Annotated in this window: 18 protein-coding genes; 8 read left to right on the top strand and 10 right to left on the bottom strand. The window is 42.8% G+C overall.

Annotated elements, in window-relative coordinates:
* Positions 1-151 precede the first annotated feature (151 nt).
* Positions 152-2,479, bottom strand: coding sequence for a DUF3488 and DUF4129 domain-containing transglutaminase family protein (locus tag H6G41_RS21380; protein ID WP_190748368.1), 2,328 nt, complete (start codon positions 2,477-2,479; stop codon positions 152-154).
* Between the two features lie 51 nt (positions 2,480-2,530).
* Between H6G41_RS21380 and H6G41_RS21375 the strand changes: the two genes are divergently transcribed.
* On the top strand, positions 2,531-2,677 hold the full coding sequence (locus H6G41_RS21375) for a hypothetical protein (RefSeq protein ID WP_190748366.1): 147 nt from the start codon (positions 2,531-2,533) through the stop codon (positions 2,675-2,677).
* Positions 2,678-2,796: 119 nt separating this feature from the next.
* Here the strand turns inward: H6G41_RS21375 and H6G41_RS21370 are convergent, their stop codons facing one another.
* Positions 2,797-3,777, bottom strand: a complete 981-nt coding sequence (locus H6G41_RS21370) for a PatU (protein ID WP_190748364.1) — start codon at positions 3,775-3,777, stop codon at positions 2,797-2,799.
* Positions 3,770-4,960, bottom strand: coding sequence for a heterocyst differentiation protein HetZ (gene hetZ / locus H6G41_RS21365; RefSeq protein ID WP_190748362.1), 1,191 nt, complete (start codon positions 4,958-4,960; stop codon positions 3,770-3,772). The genes H6G41_RS21370 and hetZ overlap by 8 nt, the downstream gene beginning before the upstream one ends.
* Positions 4,961-5,165: 205 nt before the next feature.
* Between hetZ and H6G41_RS21360 the strand changes: the two genes are divergently transcribed.
* Entirely contained in the window at positions 5,166-5,639 is a 474-nt protein-coding gene (locus H6G41_RS21360) for a hypothetical protein (RefSeq protein WP_190748360.1), read from the top strand.
* 99 nt (positions 5,640-5,738) lie between these two features.
* Here H6G41_RS21360 and sds read toward each other — a convergent pair whose 3' ends face one another.
* A complete protein-coding gene (sds, locus tag H6G41_RS21355) occupies positions 5,739-6,710 on the bottom strand; it encodes a solanesyl diphosphate synthase (protein WP_190748358.1) in 972 nt (323 codons plus the stop codon).
* 1,145 nt (positions 6,711-7,855) lie between these two features.
* Between sds and H6G41_RS21350 the strand changes: the two genes are divergently transcribed.
* Positions 7,856-8,053 carry a hypothetical protein gene (locus tag H6G41_RS21350; RefSeq protein ID WP_190748356.1) on the top strand — a complete coding sequence of 66 codons (198 nt, stop codon included), beginning with the start codon at positions 7,856-7,858 and terminating at the stop codon, positions 8,051-8,053.
* 86 nt (positions 8,054-8,139) lie between these two features.
* Here the strand turns inward: H6G41_RS21350 and murI are convergent, their stop codons facing one another.
* The 4 genes from murI to H6G41_RS21330 form a co-directional block, all read right to left on the bottom strand.
* Entirely contained in the window at positions 8,140-9,003 is an 864-nt protein-coding gene (murI, locus tag H6G41_RS21345) for a glutamate racemase (RefSeq protein WP_190748355.1), read from the bottom strand.
* Positions 9,004-9,117: 114 nt separating this feature from the next.
* On the bottom strand, positions 9,118-11,064 hold the full coding sequence (locus H6G41_RS21340) for an N-acetylmuramoyl-L-alanine amidase (RefSeq protein WP_190748353.1): 1,947 nt from the start codon (positions 11,062-11,064) through the stop codon (positions 9,118-9,120).
* A 658-nt stretch (positions 11,065-11,722) separates the two neighbouring features.
* Positions 11,723-13,564 carry an N-acetylmuramoyl-L-alanine amidase gene (locus tag H6G41_RS21335; protein ID WP_190748350.1) on the bottom strand — a complete coding sequence of 614 codons (1,842 nt, stop codon included), beginning with the start codon at positions 13,562-13,564 and terminating at the stop codon, positions 11,723-11,725.
* Between the two features lie 697 nt (positions 13,565-14,261).
* Positions 14,262-15,704: a cation:proton antiporter gene (locus tag H6G41_RS21330; protein WP_190748348.1), complete on the bottom strand. Its 1,443-nt coding sequence runs from the start codon at positions 15,702-15,704 to the stop codon at positions 14,262-14,264.
* Positions 15,705-16,163: 459 nt separating this feature from the next.
* Between H6G41_RS21330 and H6G41_RS21325 the strand changes: the two genes are divergently transcribed.
* The gene (locus H6G41_RS21325; RefSeq protein ID WP_190748346.1) at positions 16,164-16,913 is read left to right on the top strand and encodes an SIMPL domain-containing protein; all 750 of its coding nucleotides are present in this window, start codon (positions 16,164-16,166) and stop codon (positions 16,911-16,913) included.
* 78 nt (positions 16,914-16,991) lie between these two features.
* Here the strand turns inward: H6G41_RS21325 and H6G41_RS21320 are convergent, their stop codons facing one another.
* Positions 16,992-17,354, bottom strand: coding sequence for a single-stranded DNA-binding protein (locus tag H6G41_RS21320; protein ID WP_190748344.1), 363 nt, complete (start codon positions 17,352-17,354; stop codon positions 16,992-16,994).
* Between the two features lie 368 nt (positions 17,355-17,722).
* Here H6G41_RS21320 and H6G41_RS21315 point away from each other — a divergent pair, with 368 nt between their 5' ends.
* The 4 genes from H6G41_RS21315 to H6G41_RS21300 all read left to right on the top strand — a co-directional run bounded on the left by H6G41_RS21315 (position 17,723) and on the right by H6G41_RS21300 (position 20,901).
* A complete protein-coding gene (locus tag H6G41_RS21315; protein WP_190748389.1) occupies positions 17,723-18,730 on the top strand; it encodes a rod shape-determining protein in 1,008 nt (335 codons plus the stop codon).
* 132 nt (positions 18,731-18,862) lie between these two features.
* Positions 18,863-19,681, top strand: a complete 819-nt coding sequence (gene mreC / locus H6G41_RS21310; protein ID WP_190748343.1) for a rod shape-determining protein MreC — start codon at positions 18,863-18,865, stop codon at positions 19,679-19,681.
* A gap of 24 nt (positions 19,682-19,705) precedes the next feature.
* Positions 19,706-20,326, top strand: coding sequence for a rod shape-determining protein MreD (mreD, locus tag H6G41_RS21305; protein WP_190748342.1), 621 nt, complete (start codon positions 19,706-19,708; stop codon positions 20,324-20,326).
* 185 nt (positions 20,327-20,511) lie between these two features.
* Complete coding sequence (locus H6G41_RS21300) at positions 20,512-20,901, top strand: nuclear transport factor 2 family protein (protein WP_190748341.1); 390 nt, start codon at positions 20,512-20,514, stop codon at positions 20,899-20,901.
* Positions 20,902-21,106: 205 nt separating this feature from the next.
* On the opposite strand, the gene H6G41_RS21295 is transcribed toward H6G41_RS21300, so the two are convergent.
* On the bottom strand, positions 21,107-21,259 hold the full coding sequence (locus H6G41_RS21295) for a hypothetical protein (RefSeq protein ID WP_190748340.1): 153 nt from the start codon (positions 21,257-21,259) through the stop codon (positions 21,107-21,109).
* Positions 21,260-21,334: the final 75 nt, after the last annotated feature.

Below are 21,334 nucleotides of genomic sequence, written 5' to 3'. Positions count from 1 at the left end.
TGTCAATACATATAAGGCTTTTGGCAAAATAAAGATGCTTTTTTTGTGTTTATATGAGTGCTATAACTAATAATTTGGCATAATAGCTACTGAAGAACCAAAATACTTTTCCCTTACCCGAATTCTTTCAAATAGGCGCAAAGCTTATTGATTATTTTGTATTACTAGCAGCTTGGAATTTTCGCCATTTCTCTTTTAATTGCTGCGTATTAGGACTATAACCCCCATAACGCCAGCTAACATAGGCTTGGCAGATTTCATCTATGATTTCAGCATTGGCTGATGAATGATGCTGGTATGCTACTCTGGCATACTCTAGAGGTGTTTGTGCTGGATGTTTGCCTAAACCTTTCTTGGCTGTCCATTGCAGCATTTGTTGATATAGGCTTTCCATTGGCGATAATTTTTTCAACCAGCGACGGTTCAGCCATTCGCGCCACTGTTCCCAACCTAACCAACAGAAGAAAGCTGTTGTAGTGGACAATATTAAGCCAGTCAATACACCTAGCCACCCTTGAGAGAATAAAGCAAAAAACCAAGCGATCGCTCTAAAAATCTCTCTCAAAATTGTGCTAACTAAATAATCAACCCAACCGCGAATTGGTGAGGGAACCCAACTTGCTACCCATTGCCAAAATTGACGCAAAACGCCAAATGTCTCCACATCTTCAATAGAAGGGGGTATCAGGGGATGATTGGGAATTGGATCGAAGGCAAACCAGCCATATTTAGGGAAGTATACTTCGGTCATGGCGTAGGCATCTGTGTTCTTCACCACATACATCCCCGTGAAAGGATTAAACTCACCAGGGCTGAATCCAGCTACTAACCGCGCCGGAATTCCAATAGAACGCAGCATGACTGTGAGTACAGTTGAGTAATGATCTGGGTAACCGCCTTTATGTTTGAATAAAAAAGCTTCTACCAAATCTTCTTTGTCACTCAAATAAGGCAAATCTAAGGGATTTTCGGGGGTAAAGTAGTTTTGTTTTAAATATTGCGCCAGATACAGGGCTTTTTCATAAGGTGAATCTAGGGTTTTCGATGACTTGGCTACCCGTTCTCGATTGTAGTTAGCGAGAATTTCTTCGGTACGTTTTCTCACCTTATCAGCAATCTCTGGCGGAATTTGCAGATAATATTGTTTAATTGACTGGGGATATTTAGTCAAAGCTTTCCCTAAAGCTGTGCGATCGCGATATGGAACTTCCGAAACTACTGTATAGGTGAATCCCTCTGATAATTGTACAGGCGCTCGCAAGCCATTCTCTTGATCCACAGCGATCATCGGTGTGGGAAAGTAAATTTCTTTAGGATAAGACAGCGCCGGAATCAAATTTGGTAAATCTGCTACCACCGTATAAGTTTGGACTATCTCTTGGCTTTTGGTACTAATTATCGGCGTGCTGAGATTGATTTGCGCATTCCAAGGCGATCGCCTCAGGGTAGTCACATCATCATTACGAGAAATTTTCCAGCCTTTACCTGTATACTGGTCAAATGCTAATACTCGCCAAAAACCCGCAGCCTGCGATCGCACTCGCATCACCACCTTAGGTTTCATCGCGCCCCGCAGGTTTTGATTCATCTGGCTATTAAAGCCATAATAAAAATTATTATCTACAGTTCCTGGTTCGCCGTTAGCACCTTGGCCATTAGCTGTACCGCTACCACCTTCACCTTGATTATTCCCTTGACGGACATAACCAGGATTAATAATACTACGTCCTGTAAATTCCCCTTTAACGTTAATGTTAGAACTCACGGGAAAAGTGCGTAATTGATAGCCAGGTAATCTTGGCATGACAGCAAAAATTGCCAATCCTATAGCTACAATGACTGCGAACAATAAAACATAAAAAGGTAAAAGAGAAGACAATTTTTTCTCTTTTACCTTTTGTCGTTTAAAGTTTAACTTCTCCAAGCCCAGTCTGGATCGGTAGTCTAGTACTAACGTTGGCAGTGCGATCGCCAAAAATAACAGTAGCACAGGCGCAAATGCTAAAGTTTGGCTTAGGGTTGCCGCTACACCTAGTAAAATTAATCCAATGACAATTGAATAGCCCAAATCCTTACGGCGGGGCGTATCAAAGCTGTGGAGGATTTGCAGTTGAATCAATAATTCTGCCAAACCCAGCCTGGTATCATTTAATTCCCCAATCAAACGACCAAAAAAAGCACCCAGTGCGATTAACATGCCAATGGCAATGCAAAATTTCACACTAGTATTGCGATCGCGGCGACTGCGGTAACTCCAAATTGCACCCATGAAACTTACAGGTATCGCCCACAGACTAAATTGAGTCTCGCCAGCAATATCCGTCGCCACAATTCCCGTAATTACTAACGCTAGCACCAGCACTCGTAGGGAAATTGAATCTTCCACTGATAAAAGCGGCGAACCCTGCTGATTTTGTCGCCAGTAGTCATGTCCTACAGGTAGACGCCAAAACTGATTGATCCTGGATAAGTTAAACATTTAAAGTACAAGCACAGCGATGATGTAGAGTCTAAGGAAACAATGTTGGAGATGGAAACCAACTACCCTACCCTACTCTATGGAAACGCCTTTAGCGAAGGGGAATTCCCTAAGGAACATGGTAACCAAATTAAAACACGCCTACGAGAATCTACTTGTCTTGTGCTAGGTTCTACCAATCAATATATTTTTGCGTAGGCTTCCTCAATACCGCTTGTCGAAAAAAAAGATAAGTTTCAAAACCAGGAAATCATTAATTATCTAATGGCGTTTCTCAAAGTACCGTGCTAGCTGTGACGATTTACCTCGCTTGTGGCCTATGTTGTTGGGTTGATCGCAAACACCAGGGGCTGTTGTTCGATTTCTGGGAAATCCACTTCTAATGTATAAGTTTGGTTGAATTGCTGGCAGTGTAATTCTACACTCAGGTTTCCTGAACTTGCAGACTGTCCTACAGCTCTGGTACCTTGCCCCTTAAGAGTGAAAATCCCGGGAGTGGGTAACTTCCCTTCGACACGTAGCTTGAGCGTTTGTCCCTGAGACTGGTATTCTACTTTGAGCTTCAAGATACCTGCACTAGTGAGCCATTCTCTTTCTACCACCGGATTGGTAAGAGAAACTGGTATAGTCAGGTTATCTAACAGTTGTTTAGCTGCTAGTAGTGATAACGCCATTTGTTGACGTTGTTTTAAATCAATATATTCGCTCTGAATATTTGGCATAGCCTCTAGGGTTTCTGGCGAGCGATAATTGCTTCTTAGTACCAATCCTGCTATGTCATTTAAAGCTTGTCCTTCGTTGGGAAACAATTCCTCAACTACTTGGACTAATTTGGCTCCCAATGGCACAGAAGATGTCAGTAAAACTTGACACTTTTCCAGCAATTGACGGAAAATGCTTTCCGGCAGAGCGATCGGTAAATTTAATTTTGACTGTTGTGCCACCCATCCCCAGGCGGGAACTAATACTAGCGATTGCTCGTCGGCATAATCGGGATAGTCTAGTAATTGGGTTTCCCAAGGAAATAAAGGCGGCTGATTCTGAATTTGAAGTTGTAAACGACGTTTGAGGACAGCTTGAAAACGTTCTTGCACAGTAGGAATTTCTCCCAGTTGAAAGGTTTGGGGCTTTACTCCCGACTCTGGCTGACCACTGGTTGAGGTGGTAGCTTGTTTGAGAGGGTTGTCTACCCCGTCAATCTCCTGACGATCTACCGAGGACGACTCAAAGGTGGTGGCAGTATCTGCCAACACCCAAGAGAGTAACTGGTAATGAAAGGATTCTGAGTCACTATTCATGAGTAGATGCACCTGATCCGGACACTAAAGAGTTACGAATTTCCCAAGCTTGTTCAAGAATTTTGAACCATCGTTTTTGCAATTGTGCCATAGACAAACCTAAAGTTTTGGCGATTTTTTCATCAGGTTGTCCTTGTTGCTTCATATCCAGTAGCGATCGCTGTTTATCGTCTAGCTCCGCTGTATATGCTTGCCACTGTTGGGGTGTTAAGCCTAAATTAGTTGGTAAGGAAGCTTCTAACCATTCATGGACTAACTCCCAACGATGCAACAAGGCAAACCGAATTAAATGATATTTAAACCGCTGTTGTAAGTAATCTCTCTGGCGAGGGGTTAAACCTAAAATTGACTCGATTTCCTGTGCGGAAAGATCCTGCAAGCGGAGGCTAAAATAATCAGCACAATCGTTTTGTTGCCGCTGCTCCAAATAATTTAATAATTCTGTAATTACGACAGAGCGCAACGTGTCTTCTTCTGGTTCTGGTTCTGCTTGCGTAGCCATTGCCGAACGCAATTGTTGAACGGCTGGCTCTTCCCAAGAACCATCAGGTTCGTTGGCACTACCTTCTGCCGCTTGTTCAATGTCAACAGTCGTTTCTGGAGGTTGTTGTTGCGAGAAGGTTTGCGCTCGCAGGATAATCAGCTGCTGCTGACGGCCGGGTAAGGGGATGCGGCGCTTACCATAGCGCTCAGTAAATGCCATATATTCTGCCAATTCCAGCAGAGTTTGCGGGCGATAGGCACTTGGCAGTTGATTTTCCCTGCGGAAAGCATTCAAGGCCTCCAGATAAAAACTTTGGAGGAAATCTTCAATGATCGTCAACCGCCCTTGATAACTCAATTGCTTCTGGGGAGGATTGATGTAACGGTAGATAATCGCACTTAAAGTGCTGTGTAATTCTACCCTGCCCCGATTGGAACCCAGCTGATAATACCTCAGACACTGTTGTAGCCGATGTTTGGCTAAGGTCATGGCTGAGCTTTCCACAGAACCGGATGCTTGGATACGTTTACTTTCCTGGCAAATCCGATAGACTTCGGCAGCAATTCGTGTTGCCACATCATGGCAATTCTGTTCCGAAGCTTTGGTTGATTGCTGAAGCTCCTTAAATAGGAGTTGGAATATCACCTCCACGCCGATAGAATTCTCTCCCTGAATAGTTGCGGTTGCGGCTGAATTCATAGTCTCTGTTTTTAAAAGACCCTAACATACTTAAACACAACCTGTACGACCGTGGGTGTTGGCTGGATGAATTTTGCGTATAAGCTAAACGCATACAATCCTGCATTCAGGATGTGGGCTAAGTTTATTATTCCCATTATGAGTGGGATTATTCACACTTTTTTTGCTGTTATGGCCATTACCCAGGAGCCGTTGACAAGTCATTATGGATATAGACGCACAAATTCAATTGTTGATTGAGAATGCACCCCACGATGTTATAACACCACAACTTGTGGCAGCAATTGCCCCTGTGTTGAAGGCGATCGCTCAGCAGTTACGTCACCCTCAGTATTATATTCTCCAAAGTTTGGATTCAGAGTGGGTTTTAACTACATTGAGCAATCGGGCAAACCGTAAATTAGAACAACGGGTGGTTTACGCTTTTCCTTCCTTACAGGATGCCACACTTACCGCCAATAATGGATTAGAGGAGCAAGTAAGAGCTATTGCTCTGCCTGTGACTCACATTTTGTTCCAATTAGTGGCATTAGAACCAGTAGACAGTATAGTTTTTTTTGAGACTCCTGGCACAAATAAAAACGCCGTCGAGGTGCAACGGGCTAACTTACAAAACCAGATGCAAAAACATTTACAAAAAAAGCGATCGCCAAATCAAGTTCCGCCTGAGATTGCGTAATGGGGCATGGGGCATGGGGCATTGGGCATTGGGCATTGGGGCATTGGCTCGTTAGTATGAACAACATTTCTCTCCTAGTCCCTAGCCCCTAGCCCCTACCTAATACAGCCGACTTAAAACATAGTCAGCCATATTAATTAAGGCTTGACGCGGTTCTGAGTGCGAGAGAACAGTAATATGCTCTGTTGCTAGTTTTGCATGGTGGGCGGCTAATTCTCGCGCCTTTTGTATGCCTTGACTTTCTTGAATTAATAAGAGTGCTTGTTCTAAATCCCCTTCTTGGGCAAATTCCCGTTCAATCAGCACTTCTAAATATGGTTTTTCCTTTAAAGCAAATAAAACTGGTGCGGTGAGATTACCACTTTTCAAGTCAGATCCGGCTGGTTTACCCAATGTATCTGTAGAACTCGTGAAATCTAAAATATCATCGACAATCTGGAATGCTAAACCCAGATGGCGTCCATAGTTATACAAATGCTGGGCATCTTCTGGGGATACTTCGCTCAGTAATCCAGCTGCTTTAGAACTATTGGCAATTAATGAGGCAGTTTTGTAATAGCTCTTGTTGAGATAAGTCTCAATGGAAGTATTCGCATCAAAGCGATTTAGTCCCTGCTGGATCTCTCCTGCGGCCAAATCCATAATTACTTCTGAGAGCAATTTTACCACTTCCAAGTTGTCCAAGTTTGCCAAATACCAGGAAGATTGAGCAAACAAAAAATCTCCGGCTAATACGGCAATTCGGTTACCAAACAAACTATGAACAGTCGGAACACCACGACGCATTTGGGATTCGTCCACTACATCGTCATGCACCAAGCTGGCTGTGTGGATCATTTCTGTGATCTCCGCTAGCCTTCGGTGACGGGGTGTAATGTCTTGTTCTAGCATTGTTGCTCGCGCTATGAGCAGAACGATCGCTGGTCTAATACGCTTTCCCCCAGCTCCAAATAGATGTTCGGCTGCTGCATAAAGTATGGGGTGGCGATTTCCAACTAGCTGTTTGAGATTATCTGCTAGTATTCGCAGGTCTGCTTCCACAGGGGTAAACAGGGAGGTGGCTGGGGTCATGGATGGGCGGACTCTGGCTTAGATTAAGAAAGTTTACATATCCTATACTCATTTTAAGATAACCCAGGGCCAGCGCAAAGTTTTGATCGGGGAATCCCTCAATCTCTCAAGGCTATAACCTTTTCATAATTCAAAACCCTAGGGGTTGAGGCTTTTAAAGAATTTTTGACTAAAATTATATTTTTTGTGTAATACTTGATTATCTATTTTTATAAAAAAATGTATTCTTTGCTACTGAAAATAATCTAATTATCTAAATTTAATTTACTTAAGTAAAATTACTTATTTAATTGAGTTTTATCCTTCTTTGGCATTTGTTTGCTGGCTATGGTCAACAATTTTCAGGGAAAATACTTAGGCGATTCTCATTAAGTATAGTACATGTATTGTTTATGACTACCCATTAATCTCTGGTTTAACTTGTTTTTTTCCTCTATAAAAAGGTTTTAGCAATAAGACATCATAGCCAATAATATCTATGATGTAACTTTTGTTACATAAGTTTCATGTATAATTTTTATTTTTTTAATAGATTAATTACTCAGTATTTTTCTCAGGGTTAGCAGTTTTTTCGAGTTTGCTTAAGTCCTAGAAAAAATTTCAAATTTAGCTGAGAAGATGGCTTAAAAGTCAGGAACCTTGTGTTACGCTAAGATCTAGGGATTTTAAATTTTTCAGATATTCACTCGCCAAAGTTAAATCACCTGTAGGTGATTTAGCATACAGCAGTTGTGAGTCAATACATAGTCGCTGTGAAGTCAAGGAAGTAATTTCTGATTTTATGCCAGCGACCTGCGAAACTATTTGGTTGGAGTCAGGCGCTACCCTTAAGGGAAAATGCTCGATTTTGAATTAACATTGAGCGTTGGTGTTACTCCCCTAAATTGCTATTCGTAGCTAAACGCGGACTAGGTAGAATGCTGAGGAGCGCAGTTAGAGATTGCTATTTGGCAATTCAGCTGCTCTGTAATGTATAGTCTGCGCCAAATTAATTTAAATAATAAATCCGTTAGCCGTCGAGCGTTGTAACTCTACGGTGTAGTCTAGCATAGCAAATCACAGCCATCAACAATTAGCTTGTTTGGCAGAGGTTTTGCTGAGGTTATTAAATTGCATATTCGTTAGATAAAGGTGCTGGTAGAACAATGATTTACGGAAATATGCCTATGATGACTTTTATTTTAGCTGCTGGATATTTGTTCACCGTCTACCTACTATTAGCACTAGCAAAGCGCACAGGTAAAAATACTGTGACTACAAATATTTCTTTGGCAGCTAAGGGAAAACACGAACAAGAGTTATCAGTAACACCCAAGGTGAGTGAAGCTGTTAATAGTCAATAGTCAATTGTCAAGATTTAATTGTCAAGAGTCAATGGACAATGGACTATTGACTCTTGAATCTTAAGTATTTATCTCAGTCAGTTTTGCTAGTGCTGAGAAACTTTAGCGTCGGTGAAGCAGACTTCTTCCACAAGGGGAGTATAACCTAACCACTGCAATCCTGATTGGGCAAACTGCTGACCGCAGCCACTAACTGCAAAGCGAGTGGGTAATGGGGGATGGGTATTTCTTAAGCCGAGGATGTCTAAATCTTGGGTACAAGCGGCGACAACATTCACCGCCGGATCGACTAGTTTGACATGAGATGGAAGAAGCGATCGCAGTACAGGTGCGAGGTGGGGATAATGGGTACAGCCGTAAACTAAAGTATCAATTTGCTGCTGGAGTAACGGCTCTAAGTAAGAGCGTGCGACTTCAGTAGTATAAGGGTCATGAATGCGGTTTTGCTCAATTAGGGGCACAAATTCTGGACAACCGACTTGCCAAACTTGAACATTAGCATCTATTTCTAGTATGGCTTGCTTATAGGCATTGCTTTTAGCTGTGGCTGGAGTAGCAATCACCCCAATCCGCTTACCTTGCTCGACAGCTGCTTTCGCACCAGGGAGAATGACACCAAGAATTGGTAAGTCAAATTCTTCGCGAACTATATCTAAGGCTAAAGCAGAGCTAGTATTGCAAGCCATAATCACCATTTTTACCTGTTGCTGTTGCATCCAGGTCAGAATTTCGCGGACATACTGTAAAATTTCTGCTTGGGAACGAATCCCATAAGGTAAGCGGGCTGTATCGCCAAAATAAATAACTGATTCGTTAGGAAGTTGCCGATATACTTGTCGTAATACTGTCAAACCACCAACACCGCTATCAAAGATACCGATAGGCGCACGTTGGGGTTCTGGGGCAGAAAAATTATCAAGATTGCCTTCAAAAATGGAAGATGAATACACGGGCAAATATGGGTTGAGGTTTTTTGAACTAAGATACAGGATTTAGTAGCTGATTTGTTTTTTGTCAACGATCAATTGTCGGTTGTCAGTTGTCCTCCTCTCCCCTTTGCCTAGTTATATCCGTTTTAGGTACCTAAGAATACCATTAGCGATCGCTTCTGCCATCCGACTTTGGTATGCTGGGTTACCTAATCTGGGATTGTCTTCTCGACCAGTCATATAGCCAGCTTCTACCAAAATTGAAGGCATGGAACTTTTCCTGAGGACGTAAAATCTGGCTTTTCGGGTTCCTCGGTCTTTGATGGTACTGATATTATTCAGAATGGAATTGCGAACTGCTTCCGCTAGACCGTAACCGCTATCGTAATAATATACTTCTAAGCCATTGACATCAGAGCGTTTATCTACAGAATTGGCGTGGATGCTGACAAACACAGTCGCATTGACTCGCTCTGCTATATCTACCCTTCCTTGAAGTTCGACAAAAAAGTCAGCATCTCTGGTGAGAACGACTTGTACCCCGTTCCTTTCTAAAATTCTGGCGACTTGAATCCCAATAGGTAAAACTACATCCTTTTCTAACAACCCACCTAAACCAGGCGCGCCTGAGTCTTTACCACCATGTCCGGGGTCAATCACTACTAATAATTTACCTCTAGGAACCGTGGGATTTGGGGCTGGCTGCGGTACTGTCCGCGGATTATCTGTTACGGGGTTTGGTAATTGTCCTTGATTTGGTAATGGTAGTGGCGGTAACACCACAATGGGGTTTCTGGGGGCTGCTGTGACTGGACGCGATCGTTGTAATTGTAGAGCTATTAGCTGACTACCAACTTGATTAAGTTCGCCAACTTGTACCCCAGATGCTGGTTGGACAAAGACAACTACAGTATTAGGTTCTTGCGGTTGTAGCCTCACCCGCAAAACTGGACTATTAGCGTCTAAAGTCGGCCCGGTGACTCTGGGAGCTAACTTGGCATTATTAATGGTGATGCGAAATAGACCGCTAGATCTATCCCATCCACCTGTGGCTGATAAAGGCTGGTCGGCACGAATCAACAGTTGGGTGCCATTTCCACCAAGTTCGACTGCTTGAATTGTGGCTGGGGAGTCGGTACTAGAAGTTACAGGTGGTGGATTACTATTTCCTGGCAATCTTACCATACCACTGTTGGGCAGCAGGACAAATCCACCAGTACTGCTAGTACTGGCTCGCCAATCCGGACTATTACTATTGACCCGCATGGTCATGCGCACCACAGGGGGCTGTGACTGTAATTGGCTGAAGATAATGCGATTGACACCATAGCGATTAATCAAGACATCGCGCTGTTCTAGCTGCGGGGATAAAGACGCGCCTGTAATGTCAACATTAATTGCTTGGCGATCGCCACTGCGATTGACTTGAATTTTTGGGTTACCACCACTAGTGCGGATGAAAAACCCATCGCCCGTCACCCGTAAGTTTTCAATTTGAGTCGCTCCGACTGTGCTGTTGATAGCAGTTCGGTCATTAACGGGGGTATTGATGGAGGTAATTGGGCCTGTTTTAACTACATTGTTATAAACATTTGTTGGCGGTAATGGTGATGACGATGTATTAGAAGGTACTGCTACTCCTGTTGCCTGTGGTTGCTGCCTGCTCGCATCAGCTAAAACGGCGACTTCCTCCGGTTTTGGATTAGGTAATTTCACTGTCCAACGGCTGGCGCTGAGACCTGTAAATTTTACCTGTTCGGGATCTATGGTATAACCAGGATTAAGTTCAACAACGATGCGAGTTGTTTCTGGGTCAAATTGGCCGACACGTACCGAGCGAATAGCGCCACCTACAGGTTGAGTCACCTGGGGACGGCCAAATACAGTTTGTGGTAAATCGATCACTAAGCGAGTGGGGTTGAAAATGAGTTGTGCTTTAGGTTGCACACCACCCGCAGTATTGATTTCTAGTACATTTTGACTGGCGTCAAAGCGCCAAGATTCTAGTCTCGCTGCAAAAGCTGGCGACGACAATATAAGGATCGTTCCAAAAGTACCGGGTAGTAACCAGTGTAATTTCACAGTTTTTTCTCCTAATTCGTATTTATGGGAGCCGTTAGGCTTGCAAAATGTCGATTGATCCTCACACCGTCACCGCCCAAACTAGAGCTTTCATACAGCAAAAACATTTCGCGCTGGGATTAGAGACACAGCTAATGGCGTAGAATTTTAACATATCTTTGTAATTCTGCCATGCTGTGAGCGTTGCTAATTTTCTGCCAAGAAAGGGTCAAGTTACACCAAAACAAGATAACTAAACTTAAGATGATTCAAGCAATACAAGATTGCTGTTAATTTGTTTGATTTGGTTTGATTTTTAGTAGTTAATGCACCGAATGTAAAAATAAAACTATTATCAAGCGGGTTGCTAAGGTTGGTGACAGCTACTCTTTAATATTTAGAAAAATATTTATGAATGGTTGTACCAAGCAGTACAGATGAGATTACTTTCTTTGAGAAGAGAGGCGGTATTTTATAATTTTTTCGGACGCAATAATGTTTCTAATATTGTTGGTTGTTGACTGTTGGCTGTTGACTGTTGATTGTTGACTGCCTGTTTAACTAAAAAAAGATAGTTTCATATTTGGCTGGGTAATTTACTGATGATTTGATGACCCCTGATGTGAAAGAAAACAAGTAACCTTTAAGTGAAATTACCCAAAAGTTACTAGTTATTTTCTTATCTTCTTTGCAGGTACTGGAGAATACCGCGAGCGATCGCTTCTGCCATTTGATTTTGATAACTTGAAGTCTTTAATTTGGCAACATCCTCCCGACCCGTTAAATAGCCGGTTTCTACCAAAATCGAGGGCATAGAACTTTTTCTCAGGACAAAAAACCTGGCTCGTCTCACTTTTCGGTCTCTGACATTCACACTTTGGAGAATACTGTTATGAACCGCGCGAGCTAAAGCTAAACCGTTGTCGTAGTAGTAGGTTTCTAAGCCACTGACTTCAGGACGCCCCAATCCTACTGAATTGGCATGAATACTTACAAATACACTGGCGTTTGCTCTCTCTGCCATTTGTACGCGCCCCGGTAGGCTGACAAAATAGTCAGAGTTGCGTGTCATAATCACTTGTACGCCATTTTGTTGCAATATCTCTGCCACTCTTCTACTAATAGGTAGAATGATATCTTTCTCCCTGACTCCACCAATCCCAATTGCTCCGGGGTCTTTACCACCGTGACCTGGGTCAATAACCACTACAGCTCGTCCAATGTTTGGGGGACGGGAGCCTGGCTGAGGTGCGGGTGGCGGATTAGGAATGCTGGGATCTGGCAATGTGTTGCCTGGTGATGGTAGGGGTGGTAACCCTATCGGCGGTCTGACTTGAGCAGAACGCTGTAATTGTAGTGACAAAAACTGGCTATTTTGGTTGAGTTCGCCAATCCGCACTCCAGTTGCTGGTTGGATTAAAACAACTACAGTATTTGGTTCTTGGGGTTGCAGCCGCACCCGCAAAACTGGGCTATTAGCATTTAAAGTCGGGCCAGTCACTCTAGGAGATAACTTGGCATTATTAATAGTAATGCGGAACAGACCACTTGTCCTATCCCACCCACCTGTGGCTGATAAAGGCTGGTCAGCACGAATTAACAGTTGGTTACCATCGCTACCGAGTTCAACTGCTTGAATTGTAGCCTGGGAGTTGGTAGTAGGATTTACTGGCGGTTGATTATTTTCCGGTAATCTTACTAGACCCTTGTTGGGCAGAACCACAAACCCACCCACACTGCTAGTACTGGCTCGCCAATCAGGACTATTACTGTCCACCCGCATGGTCATGCGTACTACCGGGGGTTGTGATTGTAATTGGCTAAAGATAATGCGATTGACACCATAGCGGTTAATCAAGACATCGCGTTGCTCTAGTTTGGGGGATAAAGCTGCACCTGAGATGTCAACATTAATTGCTTGGCGATCGCCACTGCGATTAACTTGAATTTTTGGGTTACCACCGCTAGTGCGAATGAAAAACCCATCACCTGTCACCCGTAAGTTCTCAATTTGAGTTGTGCCAGTGGCGGTGTTGACAACAGGGGAAAATTCGGGTTTAGGTCTATTACCGGGATCTACAGTGACTGCGTTGTAAACATTATTGGCGGGTGGGGGCGTTTTAACAACTTCTAGTCTAGGTAATTTTACTAGCCAGCGACTGGCGCTCAAACCTGTGAATTTTACTTGTTGGGGATCTAGAGTATAACCAGGAGTGATTTCAATGACTATGCGGGTTGTTTCTGAGTCAAATTGACCCACACGAATCGACCGAATAGCTCCACCTACGGGTTGGGTTACCTGGGGACGCCCAAATACAGTTTGTGGGAGGTCAATTACCAACCGAGTGGGATTGAAGATCAGTTGTGCCTTTGGTTGGACACCGCCAGCAGTATTAATTTCTAGCTGGTTTTGCTCGCTATCAAAACGCCAAGATTCCAGTCTTGCTGCTAAGGTTGGTGACGATAGCAAGCAGATAGTCCCCAAAGTACTAGGTAGTAACCAGTGTAGTTTTACAGCCATTTCTCCTAATTCGCATTCATGGGAATAGTCAATATTTCAAGATATTGGCAAATTGTCACACTTTCACCACCAAAATTTAGCTGTTGTTGCTTGCTGAAACTTTAGCGCTAGGATCACAATATAGCTAGTCATGTATAAATTTACACGTTTATTTCATTTGCTATGTTGTTAGCGCTGAGAAATTCCCTCGAAAAATTATGAGATCTAAATCACGAAGGATACCCAGAATTAACTTTAACCAGTAAATCTCAGTCAGTAAACTGAACTGATTGCAGAAGATGGGGAAATACAGAATAAAGCAACGCTCTGAAACTTCATGAATAAATTCTCTTGGTTCAGGCAAGGAAGAACTGATTTTTTCAGGCGGGTGCTTGGTAATCCCTAATTGTGCGAAACATGAGTAAAGTTGCTTCTGGAAAATCGGCAAAACCTGGAAACCGATAACATTCCGAATGCTGATTGTAATAGTAAAAAACTAAAATTGACAATCTTACGGGACGGTGGTTGAGAGCTAGAAGTTTCCTGTGGTCATAGAAAAATCTCCAAGTAACTGAGAGAATAGTGACACAGAATGTTTCACAACCAACAAGTTAGCGATCGCCATTCGTAACTGAGTTCTGAGCAAGAATTATTCAGAACTCAGTCTTAATCTACCTCAAGGGGAAATCAACAGGGTGTTTCTACCCAAGCCAGTTTTTTAACTCTCCCGTAAATCAGTTTCCGACTCCAGCAACGCAGGTTTTTCTATGGTTAAAGATGGAGCAGCACCATCTAAAATTAGTTTCTCGGAGTCTGTTGCTGTGTCTGTGTCTGGAAAGACAAACCTTAATAAAGGCGGCGCTAAAAAAGTTGTCAAGATTACCATCATGATAATTGCTGCACCTAGGGGTTTGGAGAGAACGCCACTAGCAGCACCAACACCAGCAAATACTAATCCGACTTCGCCTCTGGGAATCATCCCCACACCAATCGCCAACCTGTTGATTTGTGGTTGACCAAACACCGTTAAGCCTGTGATCACTTTACCGATGATGGCAACTAGAATCAGGAAAGTTGCCATGACTAAACCTTCGCGATTGCTAGGAATAGCTGGATTTAATACACCTAAATCTGTTTTTGCACCGACAACGACAAAGAAAATCGGCACTAACATGTCAGCGACGGGAATCACTTGCTTTTGCAGTTCTTTGCGCTTATCTGTCTCTTCCAAGACTAAACCAGCCGCAAAAGCACCAAGAATTGCTTCTAACTGAATTACAGCCGCCAGATATGCCATGACAAAGGCAAAAATCAATGCAGGAATAATCAATTCACCCCTGGTTTTGAGGCGATCGACGATCGCGACAAAGGACTTATTAAAAACATTTCCTAGCAAAATCGCACCGAGAAGGAAAGCCGTAGCACTAATAATGAGATAAATGACTTTAGTCACATCTACCTCACCATCTTTTGCCAGACTAGCAACCACGGCTAAAACAATAATTCCCAGTACGTCATCAATTACCGCCGCACCAAGAATAATCTGTCCTTCTTTAGAGTTGAGACGGCCGATTTCTGATAGTACCTTGGAAGTAATACCAATACTCGTAGCCGTCAAAGCCGCCCCAGCAAAAATTGCCGGGACAGCACCCACACCAAACAAAGTCATTAACCCAACAGTACCCGCAGCAAAGGGGGCTACTACCCCTACTATTGCCACAAGAGTTGCTTGGATACCAACTGCCATTAAATCTTTTAAGTTTGACTCTAAGCCAATTTCAAATAGCAGGATGATCACACCCAATTCTGCTAAAACCGAAATCACCTCTGATTGCGCTGTAAATACGCTATCAGCCGCTTGTGGACTTAAGCCGCCAGTGCTTTGCAGGAAGGAAATAATCAACGAATTAGAACTGTCTGTACCCGCTTCGGGAAATACCAAAAGGTGTAAGACAGAAATACCGACGATCACACCACCGACGAGTTCGCCTAAAACTGGCGGTAACCCGACTCGATTGGATAACTCCCCACCAACTTTGCTAGCGAGGTAGATCACCACTAAGCTCAGTAGTACTGCTGCTACTACCATTGAGCTATCTGCTGTTTCTGTTGTACTTGCCAGCAGAGGAAAAGAGAAGTTGATTGCATTAAAAAGCTGCATTGATTCTGTGAAAATCCTTCTCTTTAATTTTTACCCTTTTATTGAAAGTAACTTTTTGGAGATTTTCGCTAAATTGCCCTGAAATCGAGATATTAATTGGTGCTATTTGTCAACCACATCCAACATTGCCAAGCTAAATGCAGATATTTCCCACCGAATAACCAATGCCAATGCCTGTTAGGCTAAATCTCGACTGCGCTCGATTTCCACGAAGCCAATGCCCAATGCCCAATGTTCAATTTTTTTTAGTTTCCAAAAATGTAACCATCTCAATTTTTGACGATCGCAGTGTCACAGTAGAAATACACAAATCGTATCTATTCAATTGATGCCAATTCGAGAGAATTGTGCAAATCTCTTGGTGGCGGTTAACTATTCACAGTTGACCGTGAAATCACAATTGCTTAGATATGCTGATGACAAACATCCCTAATTAATTTTTTGAGGAGTGCACATCTTATGTCTAGAGCCGCTTTATCCGGTTCCCAATTTCGTATTGGTAAATTTTGGCAAACTTTACCCTTAGCAATGCTTGTCTGTGTAACTTTTATGCAGCCAGGATTGGCACAAGAAAAGGAAAAATTATGGCGCACACTTACTGTTAGCGGTAGGGGTATGGAATCAATTCCGACTACCTTATCTTTAGTCAGTTTGGGTGTAGAAATTCAAGGTAAAACAGCCCAAGAGGTACAAGAAGAAGCCGCCCGTAGATCAGCAGCAGTGGTAGCTTTACTCAAGAGTCGGAATGTGGAGAAGTTACAAACTACAGGTATCCGCTTAAATCCAGTTTATAGTTATACGAATAATGTGCAGCGAATTACTGGTTATGCTGCTAGCAACATTGTCAGTTTTCGGATTGCTACAGATAAAGCGGGTACATTGTTAGATGATGCGGTAAAAGCTGGAGCAACGCAAATTAATGGTATTAGTTTTGTGGCTACTGATGAAGCGATCGCAGCAGCGCAAAAGCAAGCACTCAAAGAAGCTACTCAAGACGCCCAAGCCCAAGCCCAAGCAGTTTTTAGTACCTTGGGTTTGAATTCTAAAGAAGTGGTAAGCATTCAAATCAACGGCGCTAGTACCCCACCACCCTCACCTGTCTTAATGCGTTCTGAAGCTTTCAAAGCAGGTAACGCAGATGTCTCTACACCTGTAATTGGCGGCGAACAGCAAGTAGAAGCATCGGTAACATTACAAATTAGTTATTAGTCCGTTGTCTACGGTCAACAGTTAACAGTCAACAGTCAACAGTCAACACTCTCATGCTGTTGACTGTTGATCAAATATTTAGAAATTTTCTGGCGAAAAATCTCCCCCAGCCCCCTCGCTATCGCGTTTTGAACCTAATAATTCTAGCTGGTCTACTCTAATAACGGGCATAGATCTGCTGGCTCCTGTTTGGCGATCGCTCCATGTGTCAAACTTGAGTGAGCCTTTGATGCCAATTAAGCTACCTTTGCGTACATAATTACCCGCAATTTCTGCTGTTTTATCCCACAGTTCCAAGGTGAACCAATCAGGCTCATCCCGGTTTCGCGATCGCCGATTCACCGCTAGTGTCAATCTACACTTCACACTACCTGACTCAAAATATTTAATATCTGGGTCGCCGCCTACACGACCAACAAGGGTGACAATATTAATACTCATGGGTTTACCTTTCAGTACATACGTACTTATTTGTCTTGAATTCCATCATAGCGAATTGTGAAACTATTGAAAATATGTTAAAGATTTAGCAATAAAGTTGTATCGAAAAATGATACAAAATACTAGGGATAAAGTAGAAAACTATACGGATATATTGTCTAAATCAAAGAAGATCGGAAAATATTAGGCTGACAGCCAGTGAAGATTCTCAAAAAATATCTAAAAAAATAGCTATCTTTACTGGACTAAGGATCAAAAACGTAATAAAATCCAGCACGATTAACTCTAACCGTCGTAGTCATCAAGTATCGCAAATAGGGGGCGTAGGACGCGTGGGTCTTTTCAGGAACTTTCGCTCATCGTGGGATATGGGTATCGACCTCGGTACTGCTAATACCCTCGTTTATGTATCAGGTAAAGGTATTGTACTTCAAGAGCCTTCAGTAGTTGCTATCGATCAAAACGAAAAGATTGCACTCGCTGTAGGTGAAGATGCTAAAAAAATGCTGGGTCGCACGCCAGGAAATGTAGTTGCTCTTCGTCCTTTGCGTGATGGGGTAATTGCTGACTTTGACACAGCTGAGCTGATGTTAAAAAGTTTTATTCAACGTGTTAATGAAGGTAGGTCATTGATTCTACCACGAATTGTCATTGGTATTCCCAGTGGTGTAACAGGGGTAGAAAGAAGAGCTGTCATGGATGCAGCTTCCCAAGCTGGAGCCAGAGAAGTTTATTTAATTGATGAACCAGTAGCCGCAGCCATTGGTGCAGGGCTACCAGTTGCCGAACCAACTGGTAACATGATTATCGATATTGGTGGTGGGACAACAGAAGTTGCCGTACTCAGTCTCCAAGGTACAGTACTGAGCGAGTCAGTACGGATTGCGGGTGATGAACTCACCGAAGCAATTCTGCAATATATGAAGAAAGTTCATAACCTAGTAATTGGGGAACGGACTGCTGAGGACATCAAAATTCGCATTGGTTCTGCCTATCCCACCAATGATGATAATGATTCCATGATGGAAGTCCGGGGCTTACATTTGCTTTCTGGTCTGCCACGTACTGTGACTATAAAAGGCCCGGAAATTCGCGAAAGTATGCTCGAACCGCTATCGGTGATTATTGAAGCGGTGAAACGGACATTAGAACGGACACCTCCCGAACTAGCAGCCGATATTATTGACCGGGGTATTATGCTGGCTGGTGGTGGTGCTTTACTCAAAGGCCTAGATACACTCATTAGTCATGAGACAGGTATCGTCACACACATTGCTGCCGATCCTTTATGTTGTGTGGTTTTAGGAACAGGTCGTGTGTTGGAAAACTTCAAGCAACTGGAACGGGTATTCAGCGGTCGTTCTCGGAATATGTAGCAAAAATATCAGATATTGGATTCTCAATATGTAGAATTCACTATCTGATATTGGGTTTTATATAAATAGAACCAATAATTGGTCAGAATTTTCACAAACTATATAAACATATAAAAATTAAGGTATGGATAGATGGTGCTATTACGTCGTTGGTGGGATCGCAAAAGCTTACAACTGGGATTAGTCGCTTTGGCATTAGGTAGCGCTTGGGTATTACGCGAAACCCAAGGTGCTCTCTTGCTGGAGATGTACCAAGGAATTACTCGTCCAGTACAAATGTTACAAGCCGGGCCAACTCCGGAAGAACATCTCAGAGATGCCCGTGTATCAGAGTTACAAGCGCGAATAGTAGACCTAGAAAGTCAAAATCAAAAGTTACAAAACTTATTGGGATATGTAACTAAAGAGCCAATTGCATCACGCCCAATTCCGGCACGGGTACTCGGACGCAGTGCCGATCATTGGTGGCAGCAAATTACCCTAGATAGGGGTAGCAATTCGGGAATTCAAGCAGGTTTTATCGTTAAAGCAGAAGGTGGATTAGTTGGTTTAGTAGAAAGTGTTACGCCTAATACTAGTCGTGTGTTATTGATCAGCGATCTCAAGAGTCAAGTAGGTGTAACAATTAGCCGGACATCAGCCAAAGGTGTTTTGCGCGGAGATTCTTCGGCGGAAGCTGTGTTGGAATTTTATGAAAAAGTTCCTAATGCTAAGGTGGGAGATTATGTCTCTACATCAACTTACAGTCAAAGGTTTCCTTCGGGTGTAGCAGTAGGGAAAATTAAGTCTCTGGATTTAAAGAAACTTCCTGCTTCCATTGCCAAAGTGGAACTTTTCCCACAAATTCGGTCATTAGATTGGGTGGCTGTCTACCCAAAACCAGAAAACACTATTCCAGAGGGAGAAAATCCCCAGCCGCCAACCAACTCACAACCGCAAAACTCTAATTAAATTCGCCACAACTGTTGCCACACCATGAAGATCCCTGTATTAACTGGTCGTCGTCCAAAAAAATCAAAACCACCTGCGCGGAAAAAACCAATTATCCAAATTCCGCCGATGGCGCGTTGGCATCCACGTACTCGTCAGTTTGTGGATTGGGCGGTGACAGTTGGGTCGGTGTTGTTATGTTTGTTGATGTTGCCTACCCGCTTACCAGGGATGGAGTTATTGGGAATTGGGCCGAATTGGCTGTTAATTTGGGTGGTAGCTTGGAGTGTGAAACGCTCAGTTTGGTCTGGTCTATTGGCAGGTATTGTCATGGGGTTACTTCAAGATGCGATGACTTCGCCTCACCCCACCCATGCTTTATCTCTGGGGATCGTGGGAATGTTGACTAGTTTAATTCAAAAGCAGCGTTTTATTGAAGAAGACTTTATTTCTATCGCCTTAATTGTCTTTGCAATGGCGTTTATCTCAGAGACAATTTTTGGATTGGAATTGACTTGGATGGGCGATCGCAAAGCTGAATATATTTGGACATATTATCAGCGTGTTGCCCTAGCTTCTGGCATTCTCAGCAGTCTGTGGGCACCTGTAGTTTATTATCCGCTGAATCGTTGGTGGCAGGAGATGAAGTTATTTGAGCAGTCTTGAAATTGCTTGGTTTATGACAATTTTCTGTGAGATTCACATTAACCAACAAAGCCTGCCTATGCAGGCTATTTTTATGTATATTCATAGAGTCGTCCTTTGAAGACGAGGTTTTCAACCCAATTTTTCGATAAGAATTTAATAAGTGGTTTTTGCGTAGTTAAACTAATACTTATCTAGGAAGGCATATGGAGGGTACAAAAATTCAGCAGACTGCCCAGCAAGCATTTGACTACTTAGCTCAAGGATGGGCAACAGGGAATTTTCAGCCCTTCATTGACATGCTGGCAGATGAGGTGATGTTCTGGGTACCTGTTGGTCAGCAGCGAGATACTCCCTTTGGCTATGAGGATAAGCCGCAGCTAATTGCTAGACTACAAGCGCGTGCAGACAGGGGCGATCGCTTAATTTTTAGTCCACCCAAAAGTATTATCAGTAATAATACTAGTGTGATATTTGAATTGGAAACTCAGGGAACTATTCACAATCAGCCATTTACAGGAAACAATGTCATTTCCTTCGATATCCAAGATGACAAAATAACTTGCATCAGAGAGTATTTTGGCGAGATAGATTAAAAAAACATCGCTTTGAAGATTTTTTAGACTCTTTGGAAGGAATATCTCCCAATATTTTGACAAATCGCTGGGAATTTATTGAATAAGCAGGTTTAATGTAGCAACAAATAAACTCTTCTCTGAATCCAAAAATTCGGGTGTGAGATTGCAGATATCACTAATAACTGGCGGAGTGCAATAATTAACACATGAGTTGGGGTTGATTTTAGTAGTCACTGTCAGCTACACAAATTCCTTTACATTTAATGCCATTTGTAGCTGTACGCTGACAATGAGGACAAAGAATTTTTTCGGTTTCTGGAACGATATTTGTATTGGCGCTAGCTTGTGGTTTTTCTTGGTCAGTTTGGTGGTTCACGGCGATTAACTGGGCGATTAGTTGGGCGATTAACTATTAGCTTTAGCAATGCTCTAGGTTTTAAGTTAACAAAAG

This window comes from Tolypothrix sp. FACHB-123 (assembly GCF_014697075.1).
GTDB lineage: Bacteria > Cyanobacteriota > Cyanobacteriia > Cyanobacteriales > Nostocaceae > Aulosira.
Note: the sequence above shows the minus strand (reverse complement) of the source record. Positions and strands in the feature narration are given on the sequence as shown.